A 25,384-nucleotide genomic window follows, 5' to 3' on the forward strand; every position below is an offset into this window, starting at 1 on the left:
GGCGATTTAGCGCGCGAACGGTCTTCGGCAACCTTTACGGGAACGTGACTCGCTCGCTAAGGCTGCTCAAACGTCGACCCGGGGAGCCGAGATGAAACTGCTTGCGGGCAACAGCAATCCGCCGCTTGCCAAGTCCATTGCCGATTATCTCGAGATCCCGCTGACGGAGGCGAGCGTCCGCCGCTTCGCCGACGAGGAAGTCTTCGTCGAGATCAACGAGAACGTGCGCGGCGAGGACGTCTTCGTCCTCCAGACGACGAGCTATCCGGCCAACGACAATTTGATGGAGCTGCTGATCTGCATCGATGCGCTGCGCCGCGCGTCGGCTAAGCGGATCACGGCCGTCGTCCCCTATTTCGGCTATGCTCGACAGGACCGGAAGCCGGGACCACGCACGCCGATCTCGGCGAAGCTGGTAGCGAACCTGATCACCACCGCGGGAGCGAACCGCGTCCTGTCGGTCGACCTGCACGCGGGGCAGATCCAGGGCTTCTTCGACATTCCGACCGACAACCTCTTCGCCGCTCCGGTGATCGCCGCCGACATCCAGGCGCGGCTGTCGAACAAGAATCTGATGATCGTGTCTCCGGACGTCGGCGGCGTGGTTCGCGCGCGCGGCCTCGCCAAGCGGCTCGACAATGCTCCGCTGGCCATCGTCGACAAGCGCCGCGAGCGGGCCGGTGAATCCGAAGTGATGAACATCATCGGCGACGTCGACGGACGCACCTGCATCCTCGTCGACGACATCGTCGATTCGGCAGGCACGCTCTGCAACGCCGCCGCCGCGCTGAGGCAGCAAGGCGCCGAGGAAGTCTTCGCCTATTGCACGCACGGCGTTCTTTCGGGCGGAGCAGCAGCCCGCGTGGCGGCGTCGGAGCTCAAGGAGCTGGTGGTCACCGATTCCATCTGGAGCGGCGAGCCCGACGAAGACGGCAAGATCCGTCGCCTGACGATCGCGCCGCTGCTGGCGGAAGCGGTCCGCCGCATCGCCGACGAAAGCTCGGTTTCGAGCCTGTTCGACTAGGCGAGGCGTCCCGGACGGTGTGCAACCTCTACCGTCTCGAAAAGAACCCGGACGCCATCCGGCGGCTGTTCGCCGAGATCGAAATGACCTTGGAGTTTCCGGAAGGCATTCCGAACTTCGAGCCGCGCGACGTCCGGATCACCGATCGCGCCCCGATCGTCCGGTTCAACCGCGACCGTGGCGTAGCGGAGCTCGTCGAGCGCCGCTGGTCCTGGCCCGCGCCGGGCGGCAAGCCGGTCTTCAACATGCGCTCGGACGGGCGCGAATTCTCCCGGGACCGCTGCCTGGTCATGGCCGACAGCTTCTACGAATTCACTACTCCTGCCGACGCCAGGCAGAAGCGCAAGGATTGCTGGCTCTTCCGGCCGTCGAACGAGCAGCCCTTCGCCATCGCCGGCGTGACGCGCAACGACCCGCAGTTCGGCGAGGCGTTCACGCTGCTGACCGTTCCGCCGGGACCGGACATACAGCCGTATCACAACCGCCAGATCGCCTTGCTCGGCCTGACCAAGTGGCGGGCGTGGCTCGACGGATCGATCAGCTCGAAAGAAATGCTGCAGCCGGCGGAAGCGGGAGAGCTAGCGGTCGCCGCCGCGGCCTGACGGAGGAGCCGATGCACACGGACGTCATCCTCAAGCGCTTCGAGCAGCCCGACGAGGTCCGCGAATTCCCGCTCGGCAAGTTCGAGCTGGTAACTCTCGGCGGAATGACCATCGGCCGCGCGACCTATCAGCCGGGCTGGCGATGGTCGGTCCACGTTGGCGACCAGCTCGGCCAGGCGTCATGTCACATCGAGCATGTCGGAATGGTCGTGTCCGGCTCGGCAACCGCCGCCATGGACGATGGCGAGGTCATCGAAATGCGCGCCGGGGACGTCTTCTACATCCCGCCGGGACACGACAGCTGGGTCGTCGGCGACGAGCCGTACGTCTCGCTGCACTTCCTCGGCGCCGAGAGCTACGCGCACGACTGACCCTTTTCGATGGAGCCGCGTTGTGGGGCCATGCCACACGTCCTGATCACCGGAGCCAATCGCGGCCTCGGCCTCGAATTCGTCCGCCAGTACAAGGAGGCCGGCTGGCAGATCACCGCCACCGCCCGGGAATCCAGTCCGGAGCTCGACGCACTGGGCGTCGAGGTCGAGACGCTGGAGATGAGCGACCTCGATGCGGTCGCGGAATTCGGGAAGCGCTTCGACAGCCTCGACCTGCTGATCGCCAACGCCGGGACCTACGGTCCGCAACAGGTCCGCGACGCGGAAGCGGCACGCGCCTGGGAAGAGACGTTCGTCGTCAACACGATCGCGCCGTTCCTGCTAGCCCAGTCCGTTCTCCCCGCGGTCAACAAGGCCGGCGGCAAGCTGATCGCCGTCAGCACCCGCATGGGGAGCATCGAGGACAATGACTCCGGCGGCTTCATCGCCTATCGCTCATCCAAGTCGGCGCTCAACTCCGCTTGGCGCAGCCTCGCGATCGACAATCCCGGCGTGACCTGCGTCGTGCTCCATCCGGGATGGGTGCAGACCCGCATGGGCGGGTCGTCCGCTCCGCTTCAGCCGGAAGAGAGCATCGCCGGCATGCGCAAGGTCATTGAAGGGCCGCGCCCGGAGCAATCCGGAGGCTTCTTCGCCTACGATGGCGCGACGGTTCCCTGGTAGTCCTCTGACTTGCCTTGAGGCGCCGCCGCCTCTATAGGCCCGCGCTTTCCAGATCATTGGAAAACCAATGGCCCGGCCAAAAGGCATGCCGTGGCGGTTGGATCATGTCGCGTCCCTCGGGGCGCAAAGGAGACGAAATGCCCAAGCTGAAGACCAAGAGCGGCGTGAAAAAGCGCTTCAAGCTCACGGCGACCGGCAAGATCAAGCACGGGGTCGCTGGCAAGCGCCACCGGCTGATCAGCCACAACGCCAAGTACATCCGCCAGAACCGCGGCACCGAAGTTCTCGCCGACGCCGATACGGCGCGCGTGAAGCTCTGGGCGCCCTACGGCCTCAAGTAAGGAGTAGCGGGATATGGCACGCGTCAAGCGCGGCGTTACCACGCGCGCAAAGCACAAAAGGATCCTCGACAATGCGAAGGGCTATTACGGCCGTCGCAAGAACACGATCCGCATCGCCCGCCAGGCTGTCGAAAAGGCAGGCCAGTACGCCTACCGCGACCGCAAGGTGAAGAAGCGGAGCTTCCGCGCCCTCTGGATCCAGCGCATCAACGCTGCGGTCCGCGCGGAAGGCCTGACCTACGGGCAGTTCATCCACGCGCTCAAGCTTGCGAACATCGACCTCGACCGGAAGGTCCTGGCAGACATCGCGATGCACGAAGGCGAAGCGTTCAGCGGCATCATCGCCCAGGCGAAGAAGGCGCTCGAGGGAAAGGCCGCGGCCTAGCCCTCACACGCTGAAGAACAAGGAAGGGCGTCGGAGCTTCGGTTCCGGCGCCCTTTTCTTTGCGTCTAGGCCGGCAAAGGCCCTTCTTCGCCGGGATGTCGGCCCGCCCGCTGTGGCAGCAGGACGATCAGCGCGATGATCGCCACGGCCAATGCAAGCGATGCGATCGGACGGCTCAGTTGGAGGCCACCGTTGCTGATCGGCTTGTCCAGGAAATCGCCAACCGTGGCACCAAGGGGCCGCGTAAGAATGAACGCAGCCCAGAACAGGAAGACGCGGGAGATGTTCGTCCAGAAGTACAGCGCCGCGGTTAATACCAGCATGGCGCCGAACACCATTGCGCCACCCGAATATCCAAGTCCCGCATCCGCGATCCAATCGCCGAGCGCGGTGCCCAATGTCTGGGAAAAGGTGATCGTCAGCCAGTAGAAGGCCTCGGCCTTTGGTGTTGCGACCGTATTAACGTCCACAGTCCCGAGCGATCGATGCCAGAAGAACAGGGAGGCCAGAACGAGCGCCAGCAGGATCAAGGAGCCGCCCGGATAACCGACGCCCAGGGCCCGATCGGCAAAGTCGGCCAGCGTCGTACCAGCCGTCGTGGAGGCCGCGATCGTTGCCCAATATAGCCATGGGTTGAAGGCGCGCGCCCTGATCTGCGCAGCGACGAGCACGATCAACAATACACCGAAGATCGCCGTGCCAATGAGATAGCCGTTGGGGACAGGGTGCGGCGTGGTTTCGCCCAGCCACGTCATCGTTACCGTGTCACCCGCGGTTTCTCCGAGGGTCGTGGCGAGGATCTTGATGATCCAGAAGCCCAGCGTGATTGCGGGGACTTTGGAGAGGGCTTCTTGCCGCAATTGCCGATCGTCCATCCTCAGCCTCGCGTCACTCGGACGCGTCGATCCTAGCCAAGGCAGCGAGTTTTAGTCGAGCCGCTCGTAGGCCGGCAGTGTCAGGAACTCCGTAAAGTCGTCTGAGACGACCATTTCGCGGAACAGTTCGGATGCGTCGGCGATGTCGGGCACTTCCTGCAGCAGGCCGATCTCTTCGTCGTACAGCGCGTCGAACAGCTCTCGCGTAAATTTGCGGCCGTCGTCGAGCGGCGCTTCGAAATGCAGCCACTGCCACAGCTGCGCGCGGCTGATCTCCGCCGTCGCCGCATCTTCCATCAAATTGTAGAGCGGCACCGCCCCCTTTCCGCCGAGCCAAGCGGCGAGATATTGGACGCCGACCCGGATATTCTCGCGAGCGCCATGCTCCGTGCGTGGGCCCTTGTGCAGTTCCAGCATCTCCTCACGGCCCGGAACATGCTCCGGCCGCTTGGACAGCTGGTTCGGACCCGGCATCGCTTCGAAAGCCTCCAGGGCGATCGGTACCAGCCCCGGATGCGCGACCCAGGTCCCGTCATGGCCGTTAGTCACCTCGCGCAGCTTGTCTGCCCGCACCTTGTCCATCGCGGCTCGGTTCGCGTTCTCATCACCCTTCACGGGAATGAAGGCCGACATGCCGCCCATCGCGAATGCGCCGCGGCGGTGGCAGGTGTCGATCAGCCGCAGCGAATAGGCCGCGAGGAAGGCCTTATCCATCGTCATCGCCGAGCGATCAGGGGTCAAGCGGCCCGCGTGGCGGCCGAGCCGCTTGATGGTCGAGAAGATATAGTCCCAGCGGCCGCAGTTCAGGCCGACGATGTTCTCACGTAGGGCGTAGAGAATCTCGTCCATCTCGAACGCCGCCGGGATGGTCTCGATCAGGATCGTCGCCTTGATCGTCCCCCGCTCCAGCCGAAGTCGGTTTTCCGCGAGCGCGAAGATATCGCTCCACAGCGCCGCTTCCTCCGCACTCTCCAGCTTGGGAATATAGAAGTACGGGCCCGAGCCCTGCGTCAGCGCGGCCCGCGCATTGTGCCAGACGTAAAGCGCGAAATCGAAGAACGCGCCCGCGACCGGCTCGTAATCGACGGTGACATGGTCTTCCGGCAGGTGAAGTCCGCGCGGCCGGACCATCAGAACCGCCGGATTTTCTCCAACCTCATAGGCCTTGCCGCTGTCGGGGTCGGTGAAGCCCAGCCGCCCAAGCCAATAGGCCTTGAGGTTCGCCTGTCCGGTGACGAGCTCGTCCCAGGTCGGCGACGTCGCGTCCTCGAAGTCGGCCATGAAGACGCGCGCGCCCGAATTGAGGGCGTTGATCACCATCTTCGCATTGGTCGGCCCGGTAATCTCAACGCGCCGGTCCTGAAGATCGGCAGGGATGCTTCCCACGGTCCATTCGGCCTCGCGAATGTCGCGCGTATCGTCGCGGAAATCCGGGAGCTCCCCGGCGTCAAAACGCTCCTGCCGCTCGAGGCGCTTGTCGAGCAGTTCGCGGCGGCGGCCGTCGAACCTCTCGTGCAGCTCCGCCACGAGGTCGAGAGCGTCCGGGGTGAGTACTGCGCCCGCCCCCGGCACTCGGCTGGGCTCGGCCACGATCCGCGGCCGGTCTATGACTGAATTCATGCGCGATTCGGCTCCACACAGATCGAATAGCGCGTTGTCGCCCCACAATGATCCCGGAAAGTGAGACGCTGCCATTCGGTTCGCGCCTTCACTTCGTCGTCATAGGGGCCGTGCATCGTTTCGGTGCCCGGAGTGATGTCCTTGAACCGGCAGTCGCTGTAGTCGCCGCCGATCACCCAAAAACGCTGTGCCATGCTGTCCTCCTTACTCGGCCGCGACGAACTGGGCGGCTTCGGTGGATTCCTTCAGTGCGACGGTCGACGACTGGCCGCCCGAGATGGCAGTCGCGACGGCGTCGAAATAGCCGGTGCCGACTTCGCGCTGGTGGCGGGTCGCCGTGTAGCCCTTCGCTTCGCTTGCGAACTCGGCCTGCTGAAGCTCGGAATAAGCCGCCATGCCGCGGTCGCGGTAGCCGGTCGCCAACTCGAACATCCCGTGGTTGAGGCTGTGGAAGCCCGCCAAGGTGACGAACTGGAACTTGTAGCCCATCTCGCCCAGCTCGCGCTGGAAGTTGGCGATGGTCTGCTCGTCGAGCTTGGCCCGCCAGTTGAAGCTGGGCGAGCAATTGTAGGCAAGCAGCTTGCCCGGGAAGTGAGCATGGATGGTCGCGGCGAAGAGGCGCGCCTCTTCAAGATTCGGATGGCTGGTCTCGAACCAGATGAGGTCGGCGTGGGACGCGAATGCGAGGCCGCGCGAGATGCAATGATCAAGGCCGGTGCCGTCCTTCAGGCGGAAGAAGCCCTCGGGAGTCCGTTCGCCGGTCAGGAATTGCCGGTCGCGCTCGTCAACATCCGAGGTGATGAGCTTGGCGCTCTCCGCGTCGGTGCGGGCGACGAGGATCGTCGGGACGCCGCAGACGTCGGCGGCCAGGCGAGCAGCATCCAGGTTGCGGACCGCTGCCTGTGTCGGGATCAGAACCTTGCCGCCGAGATGTCCGCACTTCTTTTCCGAAGCGAGCTGGTCCTCGAAGTGCACGCCGGCGACGCCCGCCTCGATGTAGGCCTTCATGATCTCGAAGCAGTTCAGCGGCCCACCGAAGCCGGCTTCCGCATCGGCAACGATCGGCGCGAACCAGTCGCGTTTGGCGCCGCCTTCCGAGTGCTCGACCTGGTCGGCGCGCTGGAGGGCGCGGTTGATGCGCTTGGCCAGCTCTGGGCCCGTATTTGCTGGATAGAGCGACTGGTCGGGGTACATGGAGCAGGCGGTGTTGGCGTCCGCAGCGGCCTGCCAGCCGGACAGGTAGATCGCCTGAAGGCCCGCGCGGACCATCTGCATTGCCTGATTGCCGGTGACCGCGCCGAGAGCGCGGACGGGCTCGTCCTGCTGCAGCAGCTCCCAAAGCCGAAGCGCTCCGCGACGAGCCAGCGTGTGCTCGATCGGGAACGACCCGCGCAGGCGGAGGACATCATCGGCAGTGTAGGGACGCTCGATTCCATCGAAGCGGCCAGACGGAGCGGAAACGACGACACCAAAGTCAGACATTGCGAATCCCCTGTGATTGGACCCGCAGAGAAACACGAACGATCAGTAGTGGATGCACAGATAAGGGCTAAGCTGACAGAAGTAGACTTGTGTACTTTGTAAATTCATTCACAATTGTACCATGGCAGTGCAACGAAAGCTGTTGCTGGGTGCGAGGCTGAGACGGCTCCGGCGCGACCGCGGCCTCAACCAGGCCGCCATGGCCGCCGAAATCGGCATCTCCGCCTCTTACCTGAACCATCTTGAGCGCAATCAGCGGCCGGTCACCGCAGGCATCCTCCTGCGGCTGGCTGAAGCGTTCGACATCGACATGAAGGCCTTCGCCTCCGATGGCGGGGACACGGCAGGGGCGGAGCAGCTGGGCGAAGTCTTCTCCGATCCGATGCTCTCTGACCTTGGTATCGGCAGGCCGGAATTGATCGAGTTGGCGGACAACGCTCCCGCGGTCTCCGAGGGTGTCGTGCGCCTCTACACCGCGCTGCGTGAGCTTCAGCGACGGCCGCTCGACATTGACGAAGGTGAGACCACCGCCGATCCGCGCTCGCTGATCACGCCGGAGACCTGGGTGCGCGACTACATCCAGGCGCAGCGGAACCATTATCCGGAGCTTGAGGAGCGCTGCGAAATTCTCGGCGAGGCGCTGAACGATCCATTGTCGGTGTCAGAAGCACTCCGTCGGCGGCTCAAGGAAGCGTTCGGCGTCGAATCGCAGGTTGTGGCACCGGAGCTGCTCGCGGGCTTCAGCCAGCACTACGACCCGCAGCGGCGGACTTTCATGATCTCGGCGCTGCTGCGTTCCGAGAATCGCACCTTCGGCCTTGCCTATCAGCTCGCTCTGCTGGAGCTGGCGCCGCTTCTTCAGCGAATGGCGGACGACGCGCGTCCGCCGGATGCAGGGACCCGCGCGCTGCTTCACATGAGCTTCGCCAACTACGCGGCCGGTGCGATCATGATGCCCTACGGCCGTTTTCTCCGCGCCGCCGAAGAGCACCGCTATGCGATCGACCGGCTGTGCGGCCAGTTCGGGGCGAACGTCGAGCAGATCGCCCATCGCATCACCACCCTCGGGCGCTCCGGCGCACGCGGCGTTCCCTTCTTCATGCTGCGCGTCGATCCGGCGGGGAATATCTCGAAGCGCTACGCGGGCGAGAGCTTCCCCTTCTCGCACTTCGGCGGGACCTGCCCGCGCTGGCACCTGCATGCGGCGTTCCAGACGCCCGGCCAGACCATCCGCCAGCTGATCGAAACGCCGGACGGCCAGCGCTTCTTCACCATCAGCCGCACGATCGAGCGTCCTATCCGCCCCGACCTGCGCGACGACGCGCTGTTGGCGATCGGCCTTGGCTGCGACATTCGCTACGCGCCGCGCATCGCTTATGCCGACGGTCTGGACCTGGCGAACACGCCGGCGACGCCGGTCGGCCCGGCCTGCGCGATCTGCCCGCGGATGGAATGCCCTTATCGCGCGACACCGCCGGCAGGGCGGATGCTTGCCGTGCATGAGAACCGCAAAACGATCTCGCCCTTCCCGTTCCTGCCCGGCTAGGGCGCGACCGGCTCCCGCTCCAGTTTCACGCGGTCCCAATCGGCAAGATCGGCCGCTGCATCATATGTCGATTGAAGGAAGCTGGTCAGCACGGCTTCCGGATCCGCCGCGCTCCGCACCTCTTCGTACGAGAGCGTGAATTCCTGCCAGTTCCCGTCGAAGGCGCCTGCCGCGACGGTTCGGTCCCGGAAGCCCGCGGGCTCGGGATAGGCATAGCTGTAGAAGAAGGGGTCGGCTTGGGTGACGCCGCCTGCCCAGAAGCCAGCGCTCGACACTTCCTGGCTATAGGCTTCGCGAGTGACGCGGTCGGGCAGGCCCGGAACGCCCCCCGGATGCTGCGGGGCTGTTCTCCCGGAAAAGCGCGTGACGGCCAGATCGAAACTCCCCCACCAGAAGTGCAGGGGGCTCGATTTGCCCGTGAAGCCGGCGCGAAAGCGTTCGAACACCGGGAGCATGGCGGCGAACGCCTCGCGCAGCCTGCCCGCCGAATCGCGGCTGTAAACGCGGTGAGCCTTGTCGTCGGGGAAGGCCACGGCGTCCGGAATCTCATTGGGCTTGCCACTGAAGTCGCTCGGAAGCTGGTACTTACGAAGCATCTCGACCACGCCACTATGCAATGCTGCGATGCTTCCTGCAGCCAGCGGAAGCTCCTCCCGCTCCTCGGCGCTCGTCGTCAGGACGATCGCGTGCCGACAGAGATCGAGCGCCAGCGTGAACGTCCGTCCATCGCCTGCAGCTGTCGGCAATGTCGCCAGTCCGCGCGCGTTCGGCTGAAGCGCGACATGCCAGCCGTGGTTGGTCCACGGAGCATGGCGCACCCGGATCTTGCCGAGCATCTGTGCCGCCAGATGCAGGATCGAAAGCGTCTGGTGATCCTTCGCCGGATCGAGAACGGGCCAGCTCATCGCCGCCCTTTAGCACGGCCCTTTGCAATTTGCGCTGCGGTGCAGCTAAGGCCGCGCCATGGCGTCAGACACTGACATTCTCGATCAAATCCGCGGCGCGACCGACCTTGGTACGCTCGACCAGCTGCGCGTGTCCGTGCTGGGCAAGTCCGGAAGCATCACCGCGCGCCTGAAGTCGCTCGGATCGATGGACCCGGACACGCGCGCCGCCGAAGCGCCCAAGATCCACGCGCTGCGCGAGCAGGTCACTTCAGCCATCGCCCACCGCAAGGCCGCGCTGGAAGCCGCCGAGCTCGATCGCAAGCTCGCGACGGAGACGATCGACCTTTCGCTGCCGGCGCAGGACAGCCCGAGCGGTACCGTCCACCCCGTCAGCCAGGTGATGGACGAGCTTGCGGAAATCTTCGCCGACCTCGGCTTCACGGTCGGTGAGGGGCCCGAGATCGAGGATCAGTGGTACAATTTCACCGCGCTCAACATGCCCGAGTTCCATCCGGCGCGCGCGATGCAGGACACCTTCTACACGGAGCCGCGCGAGCCCGGTGAGGAACCGAAGGTGCTGCGGACGCACACCTCGCCGGTCCAGATCCGCGCCATGCAGGCCAAGGGAGCGCCGATCTACATGATCGCCCCCGGACGCGTGTACCGATCGGACAGCGACGCGACCCACACGCCCATGTTCCACCAGGTCGAGGGCCTCGTCATCGACCGCGCGATCCACATGGGCCATCTCAAGTGGACGCTGGAGACCTTCCTCCGCGCTTTCTTCGAGCGCGACGATGTCGTCCTGCGGATGCGCCCGTCCTACTTCCCATTCACGGAGCCCTCGGCGGAGGTCGACGTCGGCTACACGCTCGAAAACGGAAAGCGCGTCATCGGCGGCAGCGAGGGCTTCATGGAAGTGCTCGGCTCCGGGATGGTTCACCCGCGCGTCATCGCCAATTGCGGGCTCGATCCCGACGAATGGCAGGGCTTCGCGTTCGGCTGCGGTATCGATCGCCTGGCCATGCTGAAATACGGAATGGACGACCTGCGCGCGTTCTTCGACGGCGATATCCGCTGGCTGAAGCATTACGGCTTCCGAGCGCTCGACGTGCCCACGCTCAGTGGAGGAGTGGGCGCATGAAGTTCTCGCTGAGCTGGCTGAAGCAGCATCTCGACACCGATGCCAATGCCCAGACTATCGCCGACACGCTGACGGCGATCGGCCTCGAGGTCGAAGGTGTCGAGAATCCGGCTGAGGCGCTGGCGCCGTTCCGCGTCGCCAAGGTGCTTACCGCGGAAAGGCATCCGCAAGCGGACAAGCTGCAGGTGCTGACGGTGGATGCGGGCTCCGGTGAGCAGATCCAGGTCGTCTGCGGCGCTCCGAATGCACGCGCCGGCCTGGTCGGCGTCTTCGGCGGACCGGGAACCTACGTGCCCGGGTCGGACCTGACGCTGAAGGTCGCCGCCATCCGTGGCGTCGAGAGCCGCGGAATGATGTGTTCGTCGCGCGAGCTGCAGCTGGGCGACGACCATAGCGGCATCATCGAGCTACCCGAGGACGCACCCGTGGGCGCCGTCTTCGCGGACTATGCCGGTCTCAACGACCCGGTGTTCCACGTGAACGTCACGCCCAACCGCCAGGACTGCATGGGCGTTCGCGGGATTGCGCGCGACCTCGCAGCCGCCGGCATCGGCACGCTGAAGCCACTCGCCGTTCCGCAGATCGAGGGCAGCTTCAAATCGCCGATCGACATTCGCATCGAGGATTCGGCGGGTTGCCCAGCCTTCTTCGGGCGCGCCGTCCGCGGCGTACGCAACGGACCGTCGCCGGAGTGGATGCAGCGCCGCCTGAAGAGCGCGGGCCAGCGGCCGATCTCGGCGCTGGTCGACATCACGAATTACGTCATGATCGATCTCGGTCGTCCGGCGCATGCTTACGACATCGCGAAGATCGACGGTGCGCTGATCGCCCGCGCCGCACGCGACGGCGAGAAGGTGCTGGCGCTTAACGAGAGGGAATACACGCTCGACTCGTCCATGACCGTGATCGCCGACGAGCGTCAGGTGCACGATATCGGCGGCATCATGGGCGGCGAGGATTCGGGTGTCAGCGAAGGCACGACCGACGTGATGCTGGAAATCGCCTACTTCACGCCGGAAAACATCGCTCGCACCGGCCAGAAGCTCGGCCTCACCAGCGATGCCCGCACCCGCTTCGAACGCGGCGTCGACCCAGCCTTCCTCAAGGACGGCTTGGACGTTCTCACGGGCCTGATTCTCGACATCTGCGGTGGCGAGGCTTCGGAAGCGCTGTACGTCGGCGAGCCGCCGATCGAGCAGAAGATTGTGCCGTTCCTCCCCCAACGCGCGTTCGCGCTCGGCGGCGTCGAGGTTCCGGAGGCGCGCCAGCGCGCAATCCTCGAATCGCTCGGCTTCAAGTTGGAGAACGGCTCGGCCCGCGTGCCGACGTGGCGGCGCGACATCGACGGGTCGGCGGACCTCGTCGAGGAAGTCGCCCGCATCACCGGTTACGACAAGGTCGTCGCCACGCCGCTTCCGCGCAGCCCGGGTGTCGCCAAGCCAACGGCGACGCGTTCCCAGTTGCTTGAGCGGAAGGTGCGCCGCACTGCCGCCGCGCGCGGCCTGGACGAGGCGGTCACCTGGAGCTTCATCTCCGAAAAGGAAGCGGCTGTCGTTGGAGGTGCCCCTTGGCGGGTAGCCAACCCGATCAGCGAGGAAATGAAGGTGATGCGGCCCTCGCTTCTGCCCGGCCTGATTGCCGCGGCGAGCCTCAACCTCGCACGCGGATCTTCGTCGATACGCTTGTTCGAGATCGGCCGTCGCTATCTGGAAGAGGCCGAGCGGCCGACCGCGACCTTGCTGCTGGCAGGCGAGAAGCACCCGCGCAGCTGGCAAAGCGGCAAGGCGAAGACCTTCGACGCGTTCGATGCCAAGGCCGAAGCCATCGCACTGCTCGAAGCGGCGGGCGCCCCGGTCGGCAATCTCCAGCTCTTCGCGGACGCGGGGCCTACCTGGCATCCGGGCCGCTCGGCGACGCTGCGGCTCGGCCCTAAGACGATCCTGGCGGCCTTTGGCGAACTTCATCCGCGACTGTCGAAGGAGCTCGACGCTCCGGAACGCGCGGTGGCGGCCGAGATCTATCTCGACGCCATCCCGCTTCCGCGGTCGAGCGGACATTCGCGGCCGCACTTCACGCCGCCTGCCCTCCAGCCTGTGACGCGGGACTTCGCCTTTCTCGTTCCCGCGGACGTGCCGGCCGACAATCTGGTCCGCGCGATCCGCGGCGCCGACAAGCAGGCAATCGTCGGCGCACGATTGTTCGACCGCTTCGAGACTCCGGACGGACTTAGCCTTGCCGTGGAAGTCACCCTTCAGCCGGCGGAAAAGAGCTTCACCGAAGCCGAGCTCGGCGAGATTTCGAAGCGTGTCGTGGCTGCGGGCGAGAAGCTCGGCGCCCGCCTAAGGAGCTGATTCGAGCGCGTTGATCGCCGCGTGCACGCGGCTTTCGATCTCCTCGCGCTTCAGGCCGGACGGGATCGGCGACCCGATCAGGAAGCGCACGGTCCCGCTCCCCTTCGGCAGGTTCGCGCCCCACACACGTCCGCTGTCCAGCGCAATTGGGACCACTGGAAGGCCGAGCGCCTTGTAAAGACCCGCGAAGCCCGCGGCCAACGCCGGCTGCTCTCCCGGCCGCACCCGCGTCCCTTCCGGATAGATGAGTACCGGCCGCCCGGTCGCCAGCGCGTCCTTGGCCGCCGCAAGCATTTCGCGGAGAGCCTTCGCACCTGCCTGCCGGTCGACCGGAATGACGCCATAACGTCGCGTGGCCCAACCGAAGCCCGGCAAAACGCTGAGCTCCCGCTTGAGGACGACGACCGGCGTCCGTGCGATCCGCATCATCTCAAGCGTTTCGAACATCGACTGGTGCTTGACCGCGATCAGGTAGGCCCCGGGAGGAATCGTCCCCTCAACGACCAGCCGCGTCCCGAGCAGCTTAGCCAGCCCATGATGGAAATCGGTCCAGGCGTGCACCACGGATCGGATGGGTCCCGATCCGAACAGGCTGGCCACGAAGCAGCCGAGAACGAAGAGCGCGGTCGCGGGGTAGAAGATCAGGGCATAGATGACCGCCTGGATCACACGTCGATCCAAACCGACAGCTTGCGCAGCAAATACTTGTTGTACTCGGCGAAGAGGATCTTGAAGCCCGGCTCCGTCCGCACCGCATCCTTCACCAACTTGTACTTGCCGCCGAGAACGCGCCGGAACTCATAGCTCGCGCGGCGCATGTGCCAATCGCTCGTGATCAGGCGCACCGACTTGTAGTTGCGCTTGGCGAGCCAGCGCTGGGCCTCTTCGGCATTTGAGCGCGTGTCGACGGACTCGCTCCCAAGGTCGACGCAGCATTTGACGAGCCGCGCCCGCCCGCCGAGCCGCGCAATCAGGTCATTCTTGGTGACCGACGGGTCGGTTCCGGAGACCAGGACGCGCTTCGCCTTGCCGTCCGCAAGAACGTCGATCGCATGCTCGATCCGGCCGGGGCCGCCGGTAATCACCACGATCGCGTCGGTGGTCACATCCTCCTTGGCAGGCCGCCCCAGCGTCACTCCGAAAAGGATGAAGCCAAGCAGATAGAGGAGGAGAAGGAGCGAAAGGAAGCGGGCGATCATGGAGCGGCGCGCAATGCACTGAGCACCGCGGCCCGCGCAACAAGCGTCGCGAGGAAGACCGCCGCGAGCGGCATCAGGGCCAGGATGATCAGATCGCTGGTGCGAAGCGGCGAGCTTCCCGCGAGATCGCTCGCCATCGCTGCTCCGCTTCCCGCGATGATGAGCAAGCCGATCGCAGCGGCGGCACCGCCGGCAAGAGCTCCGGCCATCGCATCGAGCGCGATCTTGCGCTGGAAGAGCTTCGCGACCTGCTCGTCCGTCGCCCCGATGCCGTGCATGATCTCGATGGTCGAGCGATGCGTATCGAGCGCTCCGCGGGCCGCGAGGATGACTGCAGCGCCCGTCGCAGCTGCCATCAACAACACGAGGGCGACCGAGAGCCAGCGCAGGGCCCGGAGCGAGCCCAGAAGCGGACGGACGGTGGCCTGTTCCGCAATGAAGTGGGCGCCTGGCACCGATCGTTCGAGCGCCTTTCCGACAGCATTAGGATCGGCGTCCGGTGCGACATCCAGGTGAATGATCGCCGGGACGGGGAGCTCATTCCCGACCCCGCCTGGCCCCAGCCACCGCTCGAGGGTACGCCGCATCTCCTGTTGAGACACGGGCTCGACGGACGTGACTCCGGGAATTGCATGGGCTGCGCCGACGGCCGCCTCCAGCTTACCTCCGCCGCCATCGTTGAGCTGAAGAACGTAGCGATGCTCCACGGCGCCGGCGACGATGCCCGCGGCATTGGCAAGGGTGAGACCGGCCGCGGCGACGATCATCATGGCGAAGGTCATGATGGCGATGACGTAGAGCGTCGGACCGCGCAGGGTCGCGCCCGGCAGCAAGCGCCGCTCCGCCTCCGACACCGTGAACAGCGGCAGCTTCATCGCGAGCCCGCCGTCAACTGAGGTGGGTGGCGAAGCAGGCCGGTCGGATCGGCCATCGTGCCCTTTTCCAGTCGCATCAGCTGCGCGCCGGGAGTGCTGGTGATCAGGCTCAAGTCGTGCGTCGCAACGACGATCGTCGTCCCAAGGCGATTGAGCGCGGAGAACAGGTGAAGCAGCCGCTGTGCCATCTCCGCATCCACGTTGCCGGTCGGCTCGTCGGCGACTAGCAGCTCCGGCTGGCTGATAACGGCCCGGGCGATCGCCACACGCTGTTGCTCTCCGCCCGAAAGGGTCGGCGGGCGAGCACTCGCGCGGTCCGCCAACCCGACCCAGGCCAGCATTTCGCGAACCGGCCCTTCGACCTCCGCATCCGTCCTGCCTGAGATCCGCAGCGGCAACGCCACATTGTCGAAGGCGGACAGGTGCCGAATGAGACGGAAATCCTGGAAGACCACTCCGATGCGCCGCCGGAACGAAGGCAGAATCTCGCGCGGAGCCTCGCTCAGATCCTCCTCGAACAGGCGGATCCGCCCGCGCGTCGGACGGCGCGCGAGATACAGAAGCTGCAGCAGAGAGGTCTTCCCCGCGCCCGATGGGCCGGTCAGGAAATAGAAGCCGCCCTTGGCCAACCGAAAATCGAGGTCGCGCAGGACCTCGGCTCCAGTGCCGTAACGCAACCCGACGCTGTCGAATTCGACGATAGCCGACAGAAGCCCGCCCCTCCATCACTGAAGGGACTTCTCGCATGCGGCCGCCGCCTTGCCAATGGGCGCGCATTCCTGTTTACCCTTTGAAAACGGCGGAAAGGCCCCGAGCGGGAAAAGCGCGAATGATCCTGACCTGCCCCTCCTGCGGAACGCAATATGTCGTGAAGGACGGCGCCATCCCGCCGGCCGGCCGGCAGGTGCGCTGCAAGGCATGCGGTCACAGCTGGCGCGAGACGCCGGCCGGAGCGGCGGAAGAACCGCGCGAGACTGTGGCGGAAGCGGAAAATGCGTCGGAGGCCGCGTCCTCTCCCGTGCTGCCACCCATGGACCAGGCCGCCGCCGAGGCCGTCGACGAGCCACGCGAACATTTCGGCGAGAGCTATGCCGCCCGGCAGGAATTTGCAGAGGTCGCCAGGGAGCGATCAGAGGAGAGCTTCCCGCCCGCGTCTGAGGTCGAACGGGGGGACGAGCCGCTCGTGGAGGCGCCATCGCCACCCCCGATCCCGCCGGAAGCCGAAGTCACGGAGCTCGCAGAGGCCGCTCCGTCAGGCCGGCTCGAGTGGGTCGAACAGGACGACGAGTTCAGCCCCTTCGCGCGGCGTGAGCCGACAGAAACGAAGTCGCGCGGGCGCCTCATCACCATTCTGGTGCTGCTTCTGATAATCGCGGCCGTGGCTGTGGGCATCTGGTTCTTCGCGCCGCCGGAATGGAAGCAGCGCCTGGGCATCGCCAGCGCTGAAACCCCTCTCCAGTTGATGATGACGCACAGCGACCGCACTCAGCTCGCCAGCGGCAACGAATTCCTCAACATCAGTGGTCGGATCATCAATCCGACGCAGAAGCTGCAGAAGGTGCCGCCGATCCACGCACAGCTGCACGACAGCAAGGGCAAGGTCGTTTACAGCTGGACGATCCCGCCGCCCGCGCGGACGATCCCGCCTGGCGGAAGCACGACGTTCAACAGCGCAGAGCTGAACATCCCGCCGGCCGCGGAGGAGCTCACCGTCACTCTCGGCGAGCCAAAGGCCTGATTCCTCAGTAGAATTCGACTAGCGATGCCGGCCTGATGGTCCCGTCGCGTTCGCGCACCTTTGTCGCGCGAAGCCTGCCGAACTCCCCCGGCTCAAAGCCGAAACGTACCGGCGACACTCGAACGATCGTCACCGTGGCCCGGGCCTGCTGCACCGGAATTGCGACCGTCTTCGGCGGTGCTTCGGACAGCGCGGCGGCGAGGAGGAGCGACAGCATTGCCCATAGCTAAACGCACCGGCGGCCAAAGGTAAACAAGCTATTAAGCATTGTTCCGCAGCGGGACGCGAAAGCGCCGTTGCGCGGCCGGAAACCCTTTGCTAGAGGCGCGCGCCTGCCAAGGAGTTGCGGCGATCCGCCGCCTCCCATCTTCATGACGTGCGGTCGTGGCGGAACTGGTAGACGCGCAGCGTTGAGGTCGCTGTGGCCGAAAGGCCGTGGAAGTTCGAGTCTTCTCGACCGCACCATGACTGAGTGGACCGCTCCCGGAAGTGGAGCGGACTTCCTCTTCCCGATTCTCAATAGCGAAAAAGAGTCGTCTGAGACGACTATCGGTCGGCGGATGCCATTCGCGGCAGCGGCTGTGCCTCGATCGTTCCGAGGCGAACGACCGGCTTCTCATCGCTAACCCTCGCGAAGATGTTCAGATCGGCGATGAGCTTCGCCGCCTCGGCCGTGTCTGACGACAGACGGACACGGTATTTGCCGTAAGGGACGCGGTCGAACAGGAAGAAACCGTCGAAGTCGCTTTGCGCCTTCATTGCGACCTTGCCGTTCGCGTCCACGAGCTCGAGCGTGAGGCCTTCGACGCCCAGTCCTCCGTTCTTGACGATGATTCCTTCGATCGAACCGCCGCCGACGAGGCCGATTTCGACGTCTGCGGGCACGCCCGGCCTCGGTACGACCACCTGGAGCGCCTTCTTAGGCACCAACGTAGGGTCCGCGAGGCTTGTCGCGTCGACGCCTACCGCAATCGGAGCATAGGTATTCAGCCCGCCGACCAGGACCGAGCCTTTGTCGTCGGTCGGATGGTCGGCAATTCGCGTGCCCGTCGTGATCAGCGCCCCTTTCTCAAACGGCTCGGCCGTGTCGCGCACGCCGTTGTCGTTGAGATCTCTGTAGACACGCGCGCGGATTGCCCCCGCGCCGGCAAGCGGCTGCCGTGACAGCGTTACGCCGTGGATCGGATCGAGCGAGAAGTTGAGATTCAGTCCCACCGCGACCGATCCGTCCGTCGCCGCTTCCCCCGTGAAGGTAAGCGCCATGGTGCTCAGCCGGCGGATATGACTGATCCGCGCGCGCGCACGATGCACGTCGGCATCGTACGCAACCGCGCCCTCCCAATCGACGCGATCGCTTGCCGACCAATAGGCCGACAGCTCCGCCGATCGGAATCGCGTCTGGGGAAGCGTTTCGGCGACGAGCGAGCCGCGCAAGCGAACATCGCCCACGCGGCCGGAGCCAATCATTTCGGCGGTCAATTCCCCCGGCGGAGCAGGACCGTGGGCAAGATATTGCTGGGTGTACCGGATGTCGGTCGCGAGATTGAACCGGTTGATATTGGCCGACAATCTTGTTGCCGCCTCAAGCTCACTCACGCCATCGGTCAACTTCACGTAGCGGACATCGGCATGCGCGGGGATGACCAGGCGGCCGATCTTCACGGGTGCGTCGATATTGAGCCGCACGTCGCGAGCCGTATTCTCACGGCGCCCACTGAGGATGAAATTCCTGGCGATGAGCGCTTCGCCGCTGAGGTTCACCGATCCAAAACGGCCCACCATCTGCGCTCGCGCCGCCGTGCCGCCGTTGTTCGCTCGCGCAGCGGCAACTTCGACCAGCGCGGTGCCGATCGAGCGCCGCACCGACCCCTCCACGAAGGTCACTCGCTGATCGTCGATCAGCATCATGCGCGCGAGCGCGCCGACCGATGTGCGGTCGTCGATTCCGTGTTCCAGCGAGGCCGAGGCCTGCATTTTCGGGATGTCGACGATGTCCGGAGGCTTGTTGAGCGCCACCAGGTCGCGCGACGGCTGGTTGAAGCCCGCCCAGTACCACGTCTTCCCGGCCGGAACATTGTCCTGGCCGACGTTGATCGTTTCCTCACGCGTCCGTATCTGCCCTTGTGGGCCGTACATTACGACGCTGATCTGGTTCTCGCCGTAGAAAAGCTGAACGTCGTCAAAGCTATAGCGCTGGTCGGTAGGGCGAGCGAAGGCGACGAGCTCTCCGTTGCGATACAGCTCCGCCTCCCATCCGAGGGGGAGATCTCCCTCGAAATGGGTTTGGTCGAACGCCGTAGGCTGTACCACGGGACGGTTGGTCACCAGCGCTCCGCGGCCGCTCACCGCCGAGCCGCTGAGCGGGCTGTCGAGGCCGACGACGTCGCCGATGGCGAAATGCGTCGCGTTGAGTGGGCCGAGCATGCCGCCGTCGGGGCTCGAACGATAGGCGCGCATCCTCAACGAGGCAGGAATGCCTTTCTCGTCGGTCGCGAGCTGCGCGTCGTAGGACAGGGTAGCGATCTCACCGGCGGCGTAGATGGCCGTCCGACGGTCCACCCGAGTGCCGCTGTGCGCATTATAGGTCACGCCCGCGGTGACGACGAAGTCGAGAGCGGGCGTCCGCCACATCCTGTACGGCAGTTTCACCTGTGGAAGCGTGGACAGGTCGAATTTCGCCGGTTTGAGGGAAGCCGCGCGCTGCTTTCGCTCGATTGCGAGCTCGACCGGCAGCTTCGCTTCGGATTCCAGGACGAGCGCGGACGCATTGGTCAGCGGCTTGATCCCGATTCCGAACCAGCGGGCCAGCGCAGCCGTGTCGATGCACCAGCCGTCGGGCGTTTCGCGAACCGCGCCGGCGGCCAGAGGCTCGGTGGTCTGGCCGTAAGTGACTGAGCCCGCCTCCGCATCGATGACGATCCGGTGCTCCTCCTTGAAGGCCCATCCGCTGGCTTTCTTCGCAGCCAGGTCGATTTTCATCGGCACGTCGAGGGCCGTAAGGAAGTCGCCGAAGATCACGCACGTGCCCTCGGGCGTGGTGTACGCGCGAACGCCGTCGCCAAGCCGCAGCCGACGGAGATCGACGTCCAGAAGAAATTGCTTCTCCGGGTCCGCGGTCCAGCCGCTGGGCGTCGCCGCGCCGGCACCGACACCGCCGACGAGGGCGGCGCCGAGGAGTGCCAGGGCAGAGCCTAGCCTCTTGCCGGCAGCAAGCATTGCGATCGTCCCCGCCGATCTCTCGCGCTGCTAGCGCAGAACCGCCTTCTGCTCGGCGATCGTGTTCGTGCCGTCGCCGAACGTCTCGACATATTGGACGGTCACCGGCCCGCGCGGGTCGCCCTTGAACTCGTCGCTGACGGGAATGCTGACGTGGCGCTTGCTCAGCTCGGTGTAGACCGCGACCCCACGTTGGATCGCGATCGGATCCTTCACGCCGGCCTTGAAGACGCGCACTTCGCCATAGGTCGACCGATCGCCGCTGCGATTGAGGTCCAGTCCGACGGTCTGCTTGCCATCTTTCGATTCCAGCCGGATGTCGTCGATTCCCGCCTTCACCTGAAGATTGCCCAGACGGACGATCACCGGAATGGTCACACCGTAGACGGGAATCAGCTCGAAACTGAGGCCCTTGCCCTTCTCTGCAGGCTGGTCGGTGACGGGAATTGCCGGCGGGATCGCGCGGAACAGCATGTGCACGCGATATTCCCCGTCGGGGATGTTGGGACCCGGACGCGCAGCGATGCGGATGATCTGCGGGGTGCGCGGCGCCAGATCGACGCGGCGCGGATGATAGATGATCATGTCCTCGGCGACCTGGTCGCGGTCGGTCGGCTCCGCGACGTCCTGCAAGGTGCCGTCCTCGGCCATCCGGCGTAGTTCGACGGAAATGCGATAGCTCGCCGGCTCATTGCCGATATTGCTGAGGACGACCTCCGCGCCCTTGCGGCCGTCGAGGACGATGCGCGTAGGCGCGACCAGCAGGTCGCCGACGCCTCCCTCAGAGGCTGCAGCGGCCGACGGAAGCGCCAGCACGGCGACGGCGGCGAGGGTGTTGATGACAGTACGCATGCTCGGCGATCCTTCGTTGACTCCATTCCGGAGTGATCGCCTTCGTCATTGCTCCGATTTGGTTTATTTTCGGTCAACCATGCGCGCTAACAGCCGTTTTCCACGTACAAAAAGGGCCGCCGTTTCCGGCGACCCTCCTGCCCTCCACCGCCTGCGCGGCGAAGAAACGCCCACTTAGTAGTTGACGGTCACCGCAAAGGTGCCCTGGTACGTGCCGTCGACGGTCGCACCGTTCACAGTCACGTTGCCGCCGATCGAGAACTCGTCACCCAGCGCGTTCGTGAGAAGGACCGAGGCCGGAGCATCGACGGTCATCAGAAGCTGGTTCGCACCGCTGGTCAGCGTGACGTTGCCGCTGTTGACCGTAACCGACTGACCCGGGATCCCGGTGACCTTGTACTTGGCGACCTTCGGAGTGCCCGTGCAGGTGGCGTTGCCGGCCGGGCAGCTGAACACGCCAGCCTTGGTGATGCCGACCGTGGTCGAGCCGCTGCCGGTCAACGTGATCGAGCCAAGGTCGAGATCCTGAGCCCACTCAAGCTTGAGCGGCTTGACGATCGTGACGGTTGCAGTCGCCTGCTTGTCCGGCGGCGTCGGCGCGGCAAAGGCCGGCGTCGTAGACAGCGTCAGTGCGGCAACGGCCGCCATACGAAGAAGCTTGGTCATTGTTATTTCCCCACTTGAGTCCAAAAGTTCGGCGGCTGCCCGACCTTTTGGCTCGGTCACCCGTGCTTCCCGCATTAACCTCATGCGCTTACGGCTTTCCTCAAGGGGATGGTTACCGGAACGGAAAGGATTCAGTCCGAAACGGATCGTTCTCACAGATATTCGGCGGTGATCGGAAGGTCGCCGCGGAAGTCGCCTTCCTCATCTCCGCGCACGCTGATGCGCCCGCCGAATCGAAAGCTGAGCGTTCCCGACGCGTCCAGACGCGGAACGGACTGAAGGTCAGTGGTGATCTCGTCGATCGTGATTCGCCCACCGTTTGCGGAATAGAGCTCGATGCGGCGGGGAAGGTCGATACGGATGGCGCGGCCCGGCTGCCCGCGTACGCGCGCTTCGCCGACCATCGCTCGGCCGCTCAGGGATTCGACGGTCCCGGTGGTCTGGCTCGAACCGTCAGGGCCCAGCTTCGCAGTGCCGGCGCCGCGGCCGAGCACGATGAGGCGATCGAAGTCGAGAGCAGCATCCACTTCCAGGTGGATCAGGCCGTCAGCAGTGGCCGCTTCAGGAGCAGTTGTGGGGGTCGAACAGAGCCTGCACTGGGCAAGCGCCGACGGCGCCGGGGCGAGGGCCACAGCGGCAAGAAGCCACAACGCGATGAACACACGACGTTCCATCATCGGGCGACGCTAGCGGCGAATGCATAAAACAGGGTTAATCCGCGGGTAACGTCCTGCGTCGCACGGGATCGAACAGTGACGCTTGTCGGTTCCCCAATGACTTTCTATCCGTTGATCCCAGATGGCCCGCGCTGATCCTTCACCTTCCCGCCGGCCGTTAGTCACAGCGATGAAGGCGCTCGTCTATCTCGCGCTGGTCGGATTGCTGGCGCTCATCGTCGCCGTGGCGGTCGCTTATGCCAACCTGCCGAGCTATTCGTCGCTCGCGAAGCGCAGCGATCTTGGCCAGATGATCCGAGTTCGCGCGGCGAACGGCGCCGTGCTGGTCAATATCGGGCCGAGCTTCGGTCAATGGCTGAAGTACAACGACATTCCACCGGAAATGCGAGCGGCCATGATCGCGGTCGAGGACAAGCGCTTCCGCTCTCACCTCGGCGTCGATCCGCTTGGCGTGGCGCGCGCAGTGAAGGTGAGGGCGCAAACTGGGCACTGGGCCCAGGGCGGCTCGACGATCACGCAGCAGCTCGCGCGCAATATCTTCCTGACCAACAACCGGACTTTCGCCCGCAAGGTGAAGGAAGCCATCCTGGCGCTGGCGATCGAGCGCAAGTTCTCGAAGAACGAGATTCTCGAACTCTATCTCAACCGCGTCTATTTCGGCGGCGGCGCGTACGGAATCGACGCGGCATCACGCCGGTTCTTCGGTCACAGCGCGCATAACCTGTCGCTGGGTGAGGCAGCGATCATCGCCGGTCTGGTCAAGGCGCCGTCAAACTATTCGCCGACGGCAGACGTCGAGGCCGCGCGCGACCGTTCGAAGGTCGTGCTGCAGACGATGGTCCAGAACGGCTTCGTCGATTCGGCCAGTGCCGCGCAGGTCGATCCGGCGACTATCGCGATCCAGCCGACGACCAAGCAGAACAGCGTTCGCTACTTCACCGACTGGGCTCTCCCGCAGCTCGACGCGCTCATCGACGAATCGAGCGAGCCGATCGAAGTCTGGACGACGCTCGATCCGAACATGCAGGCTGCGGCGGATCGCGCCATTGTTGCGAATGCGCCGGCGAATGCGCAGGGCGCACTGGTGGCGATGGATCGCGATGGCGCCGTTCGCGCCATGGTCGGCGGTCGCGACTATGTGAGCTCGATCTACAACCGGGCGACGCAGGCGGAACGGCAGCCCGGCTCGGCCTTCAAGCTCTTCGTCTACCTGGCGGCGCTCGAATCGGGGATGAAGCCGACCGATACGTTGGTCGATGAACCGGTGACTATCGACGGCTGGACGCCGCGCAATGCCACGCGCACGAACATCGGCCCGGTCGAGCTGCGCGAAGCGTTTGCGCGATCGATCAACACCATCAGTGCAAAGATCGGCGCTCAGGTTGGCTTCGGCACCATCGCCGACATGGCACGCCGGTTCGGCATCAGCAGCAAGATCTCGACCTTCCCCTCGATGGTGCTGGGAACGAGCGAGGTCCGCCTCATCGACATGACCCGTGCCTTCGCATCGGTCGCGAACCAGGGTGTCGCGGTCCAGCCCTACGCGATCCGTCGTGTCGTAACCGCCGACGGACGCCAGCTCTACGCACATGATGCCGAGGAAGGCCGTGTGCTCGTCGCGCCTTGGGTCGCGGCGGAGATGACGGACTTGCTGCAGACCGCGGTGATGACCGGCACCGGTCGCGCTGCGCAGATAGGGCGGCCCGTCGCGGGCAAGACGGGCACCACCAGCTCCAACAAGGACGGCTGGTTCATCGGCTTCTCGAGCGGGCTGACAACCGGCGTGTGGATGGGCCGCGACGATGCGCGCCCCATCGCCGGCCTTCAGGGCGGCACCGCGCCTGCGCGAGCTTTCCACGATTTCATGAGCGTCGCCGTCGCCAACCGGCCCGTCGAGCAGTTCCAGACCCAGGTCCCAGTTCCCGATTGGGACCTGGGGGACGACGGCGCCGAATATGCCACCGACAACCAGGTGGGTTTCGAGCCGCTGGTCGACGAAAACGGCAACCCGCTGCCCAATCAGCCAGCCGACAATCCGCCGCCGCCAGAGACGCAGCAGCCGCAGGGTGGCCAGGTCGATCAGCAATGGCTGGACCAGGTTCTTCCGCCGAACGGGCAGCGCTCCAACCAGCCGGTTCGCCCGGCTCCGCCTCAGCCTCAGGTTGTACGGCCGCAACCGACGCAGCCGCAGCCGAGGTCAGTGCGACCGCCCGATCCGCTTGAGCCGGCCCCCGACACGCCGCAGCAATAGCCGCGCGGCGTCCGCGTCGCCGCCGAACAACTCAGACTCTAGCGCCTTGAATTCGCGGCCATGATCCATGTGCCGCAAGTGCGCGACCTCGTGCGCGACGACGTAACGCCGCGCCTCCGGAGGGGCGAGGATCAACCGCCAGCTGTAACGAATCCGGCCGGCCGAGGAGCAACTGCCCCAGCGCGTGTCGGCATCGCCAACGCCGACCGCTTTGACCGTTACGCCGGCGCGCTGGGCGATTTCCGCGGTCTCGGACGACAAAACGTCCAGCGCGCGACGTTTGAGGAAGAGCTCAATCCGACGCGCGAAGCCGTCTTGAGGACCGCCGCAGGTCAGCCGGCCGCCTGTCAACTTCGGGGTACGTGGCGCGGTCGGCGACCACACCAGCTCGACCTCCTCGCCCTCCACCGGAATGCGCGCGCCGGATTCAAGAGGTTCGCTCGGCAACATCGCGCCGAGCTGCGCTTGGACCCACTCCCGCTGCTCGGCTGCCCAGGCGAGCGCGACCTTGCGGTTCATGCGCAGCGGACCCGTGAGCTTGAGGACGCCGCGCCGCTCGTCGAGCCGCAGCCGCATCCTGCGCGCTCCACGGATCCCG

At 65.3% G+C, this 25,384-nt stretch carries 26 protein-coding genes and 1 tRNA gene; 12 read left to right on the forward strand and 15 right to left on the reverse strand.

Features of this window, described 5'->3' with window-relative positions; translation table 11 throughout:
• Positions 1-91: 91 nt before the first annotated feature.
• The 6 genes from LZ016_RS12030 to rplT all read left to right on the forward strand — a co-directional run bounded on the left by LZ016_RS12030 (position 92) and on the right by rplT (position 3,407).
• Entirely contained in the window at positions 92-1,024 is a 933-nt protein-coding gene (locus LZ016_RS12030; protein WP_241447709.1) for a ribose-phosphate pyrophosphokinase, read from the forward strand.
• Between the two features lie 17 nt (positions 1,025-1,041).
• Entirely contained in the window at positions 1,042-1,626 is a 585-nt protein-coding gene (locus LZ016_RS12035) for an SOS response-associated peptidase family protein (RefSeq protein WP_241447710.1), read from the forward strand.
• Positions 1,627-1,637: 11 nt separating this feature from the next.
• Positions 1,638-1,997, forward strand: a complete 360-nt coding sequence (locus LZ016_RS12040; RefSeq protein WP_241447711.1) for a cupin domain-containing protein — start codon at positions 1,638-1,640, stop codon at positions 1,995-1,997.
• A gap of 30 nt (positions 1,998-2,027) precedes the next feature.
• Positions 2,028-2,681: an SDR family oxidoreductase gene (locus tag LZ016_RS12045; RefSeq protein ID WP_241447712.1), complete on the forward strand. Its 654-nt coding sequence runs from the start codon at positions 2,028-2,030 to the stop codon at positions 2,679-2,681.
• A gap of 137 nt (positions 2,682-2,818) precedes the next feature.
• Positions 2,819-3,022 (forward strand): 50S ribosomal protein L35, encoded by a 204-nt coding sequence (gene rpmI, locus LZ016_RS12050; RefSeq protein WP_126717626.1) that lies wholly within the window; start codon positions 2,819-2,821, stop codon positions 3,020-3,022.
• Between the two features lie 13 nt (positions 3,023-3,035).
• A complete protein-coding gene (gene rplT, locus LZ016_RS12055; protein WP_241447713.1) occupies positions 3,036-3,407 on the forward strand; it encodes a 50S ribosomal protein L20 in 372 nt (123 codons plus the stop codon).
• Between the two features lie 65 nt (positions 3,408-3,472).
• Here rplT and LZ016_RS12060 read toward each other — a convergent pair whose 3' ends face one another.
• From LZ016_RS12060 to aceA, 4 genes are read right to left on the reverse strand one after another with little or no spacing between them, the layout of a single operon-like run.
• Positions 3,473-4,282 carry a COG4705 family protein gene (locus LZ016_RS12060; protein ID WP_241447714.1) on the reverse strand — a complete coding sequence of 270 codons (810 nt, stop codon included), beginning with the start codon at positions 4,280-4,282 and terminating at the stop codon, positions 3,473-3,475.
• 51 nt (positions 4,283-4,333) lie between these two features.
• Positions 4,334-5,902 (reverse strand): malate synthase A, encoded by a 1,569-nt coding sequence (gene aceB / locus LZ016_RS12065; protein WP_241447715.1) that lies wholly within the window; start codon positions 5,900-5,902, stop codon positions 4,334-4,336.
• Positions 5,899-6,096 (reverse strand): DUF4170 domain-containing protein, encoded by a 198-nt coding sequence (locus LZ016_RS12070; RefSeq protein ID WP_241447716.1) that lies wholly within the window; start codon positions 6,094-6,096, stop codon positions 5,899-5,901. The genes aceB and LZ016_RS12070 overlap by 4 nt, the downstream gene beginning before the upstream one ends.
• Positions 6,097-6,106: 10 nt before the next feature.
• Positions 6,107-7,384 (reverse strand): isocitrate lyase, encoded by a 1,278-nt coding sequence (gene aceA, locus LZ016_RS12075; protein WP_241447717.1) that lies wholly within the window; start codon positions 7,382-7,384, stop codon positions 6,107-6,109.
• 121 nt (positions 7,385-7,505) lie between these two features.
• On the opposite strand from aceA, the gene LZ016_RS12080 reads away from it, so the two are divergent.
• Positions 7,506-8,930: a helix-turn-helix domain-containing protein gene (locus tag LZ016_RS12080; RefSeq protein WP_277622773.1), complete on the forward strand. Its 1,425-nt coding sequence runs from the start codon at positions 7,506-7,508 to the stop codon at positions 8,928-8,930.
• Here the strand turns inward: LZ016_RS12080 and LZ016_RS12085 are convergent.
• Positions 8,927-9,835 (reverse strand): DUF5996 family protein, encoded by a 909-nt coding sequence (locus tag LZ016_RS12085; protein ID WP_241447719.1) that lies wholly within the window; start codon positions 9,833-9,835, stop codon positions 8,927-8,929. The genes LZ016_RS12080 and LZ016_RS12085 overlap by 4 nt on opposite strands.
• A gap of 58 nt (positions 9,836-9,893) precedes the next feature.
• Here LZ016_RS12085 and pheS point away from each other — a divergent pair, with 58 nt between their 5' ends.
• Both pheS and pheT read left to right on the forward strand, forming a co-directional pair.
• Positions 9,894-10,961 (forward strand): phenylalanine--tRNA ligase subunit alpha, encoded by a 1,068-nt coding sequence (gene pheS / locus LZ016_RS12090; RefSeq protein WP_241447720.1) that lies wholly within the window; start codon positions 9,894-9,896, stop codon positions 10,959-10,961.
• Positions 10,958-13,312, forward strand: a complete 2,355-nt coding sequence (gene pheT / locus LZ016_RS12095; RefSeq protein ID WP_241447721.1) for a phenylalanine--tRNA ligase subunit beta — start codon at positions 10,958-10,960, stop codon at positions 13,310-13,312. The genes pheS and pheT overlap by 4 nt, the downstream gene beginning before the upstream one ends.
• Here pheT and LZ016_RS12100 read toward each other — a convergent pair.
• The 4 genes from LZ016_RS12100 to ftsE are packed head-to-tail and all read right to left on the reverse strand — an operon-like array spanning position 13,301 to position 16,096.
• Entirely contained in the window at positions 13,301-13,981 is a 681-nt protein-coding gene (locus LZ016_RS12100) for a lysophospholipid acyltransferase family protein (protein ID WP_241447722.1), read from the reverse strand. The genes pheT and LZ016_RS12100 overlap by 12 nt on opposite strands.
• Complete coding sequence (locus LZ016_RS12105; protein WP_241447723.1) at positions 13,978-14,511, reverse strand: YdcF family protein; 534 nt, start codon at positions 14,509-14,511, stop codon at positions 13,978-13,980. The genes LZ016_RS12100 and LZ016_RS12105 overlap by 4 nt, the downstream gene beginning before the upstream one ends.
• Positions 14,508-15,386, reverse strand: a complete 879-nt coding sequence (locus LZ016_RS12110) for a cell division protein FtsX (RefSeq protein WP_241447724.1) — start codon at positions 15,384-15,386, stop codon at positions 14,508-14,510. The genes LZ016_RS12105 and LZ016_RS12110 overlap by 4 nt, the downstream gene beginning before the upstream one ends.
• Positions 15,383-16,096, reverse strand: coding sequence for a cell division ATP-binding protein FtsE (ftsE, locus tag LZ016_RS12115; protein WP_241448366.1), 714 nt, complete (start codon positions 16,094-16,096; stop codon positions 15,383-15,385). Before ftsE ends, LZ016_RS12110 begins: the two co-directional genes overlap by 4 nt.
• 119 nt (positions 16,097-16,215) lie before the next feature.
• Here ftsE and LZ016_RS12120 point away from each other — a divergent pair, with 119 nt between their 5' ends.
• The gene (locus LZ016_RS12120) at positions 16,216-17,124 is read left to right on the forward strand and encodes a zinc-ribbon domain-containing protein (protein WP_241447725.1); all 909 of its coding nucleotides are present in this window, start codon (positions 16,216-16,218) and stop codon (positions 17,122-17,124) included.
• 4 nt (positions 17,125-17,128) lie between these two features.
• Here the strand turns inward: LZ016_RS12120 and LZ016_RS12125 are convergent, their stop codons facing one another.
• A complete protein-coding gene (locus LZ016_RS12125; protein WP_241447726.1) occupies positions 17,129-17,341 on the reverse strand; it encodes a hypothetical protein in 213 nt (70 codons plus the stop codon).
• Positions 17,342-17,502: 161 nt separating this feature from the next.
• On the opposite strand from LZ016_RS12125, the gene LZ016_RS12130 reads away from it, so the two are divergent.
• A tRNA-Leu gene (locus tag LZ016_RS12130) sits at positions 17,503-17,589 on the forward strand.
• Between the two features lie 81 nt (positions 17,590-17,670).
• Here the strand turns inward: LZ016_RS12130 and LZ016_RS12135 are convergent.
• The 4 genes from LZ016_RS12135 to LZ016_RS12150 all read right to left on the reverse strand — a co-directional run bounded on the left by LZ016_RS12135 (position 17,671) and on the right by LZ016_RS12150 (position 22,535).
• Positions 17,671-20,340 carry an MSCRAMM family protein gene (locus LZ016_RS12135; RefSeq protein ID WP_241447727.1) on the reverse strand — a complete coding sequence of 890 codons (2,670 nt, stop codon included), beginning with the start codon at positions 20,338-20,340 and terminating at the stop codon, positions 17,671-17,673.
• Between the two features lie 30 nt (positions 20,341-20,370).
• On the reverse strand, positions 20,371-21,192 hold the full coding sequence (locus LZ016_RS12140; RefSeq protein WP_241447728.1) for a fimbrial biogenesis chaperone: 822 nt from the start codon (positions 21,190-21,192) through the stop codon (positions 20,371-20,373).
• 174 nt (positions 21,193-21,366) lie between these two features.
• Positions 21,367-21,858, reverse strand: a complete 492-nt coding sequence (locus tag LZ016_RS12145; RefSeq protein ID WP_241447729.1) for a DUF4402 domain-containing protein — start codon at positions 21,856-21,858, stop codon at positions 21,367-21,369.
• Positions 21,859-22,010: 152 nt separating this feature from the next.
• Positions 22,011-22,535 carry a DUF4402 domain-containing protein gene (locus LZ016_RS12150; RefSeq protein WP_241447730.1) on the reverse strand — a complete coding sequence of 175 codons (525 nt, stop codon included), beginning with the start codon at positions 22,533-22,535 and terminating at the stop codon, positions 22,011-22,013.
• A gap of 169 nt (positions 22,536-22,704) precedes the next feature.
• Between LZ016_RS12150 and LZ016_RS12155 the strand changes: the two genes are divergently transcribed.
• Positions 22,705-24,786 carry a transglycosylase domain-containing protein gene (locus LZ016_RS12155; RefSeq protein WP_241447731.1) on the forward strand — a complete coding sequence of 694 codons (2,082 nt, stop codon included), beginning with the start codon at positions 22,705-22,707 and terminating at the stop codon, positions 24,784-24,786.
• On the opposite strand, the gene LZ016_RS12160 is transcribed toward LZ016_RS12155, so the two are convergent.
• Positions 24,733-25,362 (reverse strand): M48 family metallopeptidase, encoded by a 630-nt coding sequence (locus LZ016_RS12160; protein ID WP_241447732.1) that lies wholly within the window; start codon positions 25,360-25,362, stop codon positions 24,733-24,735. The genes LZ016_RS12155 and LZ016_RS12160 overlap by 54 nt on opposite strands.
• Positions 25,363-25,384: the final 22 nt, after the last annotated feature.

The organism is Sphingomonas telluris (assembly GCF_022568775.1).
GTDB classification, from domain to species: Bacteria; Pseudomonadota; Alphaproteobacteria; order Sphingomonadales; family Sphingomonadaceae; genus Sphingomicrobium; species Sphingomicrobium telluris.

What these genes read in the sequence shown, in the direction of transcription:
- pheT (WP_241447721.1), top strand. Translation starts at nt 10,958, where the DNA reads ATGAAGTTCTCGCTGAGCTGGCTGAAGCAGCATCTCGACACCGATGCC.
- LZ016_RS12085 (WP_241447719.1), bottom strand. Translation starts at nt 9,835, where the DNA reads ATGAGCTGGCCCGTTCTCGATCCGGCGAAGGATCACCAGACGCTTTCG.
- LZ016_RS12080 (WP_277622773.1), top strand. Translation starts at nt 7,506, where the DNA reads ATGGCAGTGCAACGAAAGCTGTTGCTGGGTGCGAGGCTGAGACGGCTC.
- aceA (WP_241447717.1), bottom strand. Translation starts at nt 7,384, where the DNA reads ATGTCTGACTTTGGTGTCGTCGTTTCCGCTCCGTCTGGCCGCTTCGAT.
- LZ016_RS12120 (WP_241447725.1), top strand. Translation starts at nt 16,216, where the DNA reads ATGATCCTGACCTGCCCCTCCTGCGGAACGCAATATGTCGTGAAGGAC.
- LZ016_RS12135 (WP_241447727.1), bottom strand. Translation starts at nt 20,340, where the DNA reads ATGCTTGCTGCCGGCAAGAGGCTAGGCTCTGCCCTGGCACTCCTCGGC.
- LZ016_RS12125 (WP_241447726.1), bottom strand. Translation starts at nt 17,341, where the DNA reads ATGCTGTCGCTCCTCCTCGCCGCCGCGCTGTCCGAAGCACCGCCGAAG.
- LZ016_RS12060 (WP_241447714.1), bottom strand. Translation starts at nt 4,282, where the DNA reads ATGGACGATCGGCAATTGCGGCAAGAAGCCCTCTCCAAAGTCCCCGCA.
- LZ016_RS12105 (WP_241447723.1), bottom strand. Translation starts at nt 14,511, where the DNA reads ATGATCGCCCGCTTCCTTTCGCTCCTTCTCCTCCTCTATCTGCTTGGC.
- LZ016_RS12150 (WP_241447730.1), bottom strand. Translation starts at nt 22,535, where the DNA reads ATGATGGAACGTCGTGTGTTCATCGCGTTGTGGCTTCTTGCCGCTGTG.
- LZ016_RS12160 (WP_241447732.1), bottom strand. Translation starts at nt 25,362, where the DNA reads ATGCGGCTGCGGCTCGACGAGCGGCGCGGCGTCCTCAAGCTCACGGGT.
- LZ016_RS12030 (WP_241447709.1), top strand. Translation starts at nt 92, where the DNA reads ATGAAACTGCTTGCGGGCAACAGCAATCCGCCGCTTGCCAAGTCCATT.
- LZ016_RS12140 (WP_241447728.1), bottom strand. Translation starts at nt 21,192, where the DNA reads ATGCGTACTGTCATCAACACCCTCGCCGCCGTCGCCGTGCTGGCGCTT.
- rpmI (WP_126717626.1), top strand. Translation starts at nt 2,819, where the DNA reads ATGCCCAAGCTGAAGACCAAGAGCGGCGTGAAAAAGCGCTTCAAGCTC.
- LZ016_RS12145 (WP_241447729.1), bottom strand. Translation starts at nt 21,858, where the DNA reads ATGACCAAGCTTCTTCGTATGGCGGCCGTTGCCGCACTGACGCTGTCT.
- aceB (WP_241447715.1), bottom strand. Translation starts at nt 5,902, where the DNA reads ATGAATTCAGTCATAGACCGGCCGCGGATCGTGGCCGAGCCCAGCCGA.
- LZ016_RS12045 (WP_241447712.1), top strand. Translation starts at nt 2,028, where the DNA reads ATGCCACACGTCCTGATCACCGGAGCCAATCGCGGCCTCGGCCTCGAA.
- LZ016_RS12155 (WP_241447731.1), top strand. Translation starts at nt 22,705, where the DNA reads ATGAAGGCGCTCGTCTATCTCGCGCTGGTCGGATTGCTGGCGCTCATC.
- rplT (WP_241447713.1), top strand. Translation starts at nt 3,036, where the DNA reads ATGGCACGCGTCAAGCGCGGCGTTACCACGCGCGCAAAGCACAAAAGG.
- LZ016_RS12040 (WP_241447711.1), top strand. Translation starts at nt 1,638, where the DNA reads ATGCACACGGACGTCATCCTCAAGCGCTTCGAGCAGCCCGACGAGGTC.
- LZ016_RS12110 (WP_241447724.1), bottom strand. Translation starts at nt 15,386, where the DNA reads ATGAAGCTGCCGCTGTTCACGGTGTCGGAGGCGGAGCGGCGCTTGCTG.
- LZ016_RS12070 (WP_241447716.1), bottom strand. Translation starts at nt 6,096, where the DNA reads ATGGCACAGCGTTTTTGGGTGATCGGCGGCGACTACAGCGACTGCCGG.
- pheS (WP_241447720.1), top strand. Translation starts at nt 9,894, where the DNA reads ATGGCGTCAGACACTGACATTCTCGATCAAATCCGCGGCGCGACCGAC.